Origin of the sequence: Mesorhizobium sp. M1E.F.Ca.ET.063.01.1.1 (assembly GCF_003998155.1) — a bacterium.
Taxonomy (GTDB): Bacteria; Pseudomonadota; Alphaproteobacteria; order Rhizobiales; family Rhizobiaceae; genus Mesorhizobium.
Window position 1 is genome coordinate 1 of the sequence record NZ_RZSC01001208.1, and the last position, 1,124, is coordinate 1,124.

1 protein-coding gene is annotated in these 1,124 nt (G+C 63.0%); it reads left to right on the plus strand.

What is annotated here, in order from left to right:
* Positions 1-1,124, plus strand: a 1,124-nt coding sequence (locus tag EOA29_RS37305) for a transglycosylase domain-containing protein (RefSeq protein WP_245468747.1), incomplete at both ends; no start/stop codon positions are given.

The following is a 1,124-nucleotide window of genomic DNA, read 5'->3' on the forward strand; positions in this document are numbered from 1 at the left end:
GGAAGTCTGGAAGGGCAAGTCCTTCGAAACCACGCAAGAGAAGAGGCCGGATTGCCTCGGCGGCTCTTGCTGTCGACGCGTGGCTCGATTCCTCGCTCTACGAAATCGGCTTCAAGGCGCGCGAATTCTGGGAAGCGGCCACCATCTTTTTCCGCCGTTTCCGTCTGCATGGCTGGCGGCGCGCCATCATCGAGGTGCTGAGCGAAGGTTTCACCATGGGCGCAGGCGGCTTCGTGGTGCTCCTGGCGCTGGCGATGCCCGCCTTCGAGATCACTGCCGGCGACTGGCGCAACCAGGGCGATTTCGCCGTCACCTTCCTCGACCGCTACGGCAACGAGATCGGCCAGCGCGGCATCATCCAGCGCGATTCCGTGCCGGTCGACGAGATGCCGGACATCGTCATCAAGGCGGTGCTGGCGACAGAGGACCGGCGTTTCTTCGACCACTACGGCATCGACGTTCTCGGCCTGTCGCGCGCTGTCTTCGAGAATGTGCGCGCCAATTCTGTGGTCCAGGGCGGCTCCAGCATCACGCAGCAGCTCGCCAAGAACCTGTTCCTTTCCAACGAGCGCACCCTCGAGCGCAAGATCAAGGAAGCCTTCCTGTCGCTGTGGCTGGAGGCGAACCTCTCGAAGAAGGATATCCTGCAGCTCTATCTCGACCGCGCCTATATGGGCGGCGGCACGTTCGGCATCGAGGCGGCGGCGGATTTCTATTTTGGCAAGAGCGTCAAGGACCTGAACCTCGCGGAGGCGGCGATGCTCGCCGGGTTGTTCAAGGCGCCGACCAAGTACGCCCCGCACATCAACCTGCCGGCGGCGCGCGCGCGCGCCAATGTGGTGCTTTCCAACCTCGTCGATGCCGGCTTCATGACCGAGGGCCAGGTGCTGCAGGCACGGCTGCATCCAGCCGACGTCGTCGACCGCGGCGAGCAGAAGAGCCCCGACTATTTCCTCGACTGGGCCTTCGACGAGGTGAAGAAAATAGCCAAGCCCGGCCAGCATTCGCTGGTTGCCCACACCACCTTCGATGCCAACATCCAGAAGGCGGCTGAAGAGTCGGTCGAGTTCCATCTCCGTCAGTTCGGCAAGGAATACAACGTCACCGAAGGCGCGGTGGTGGTG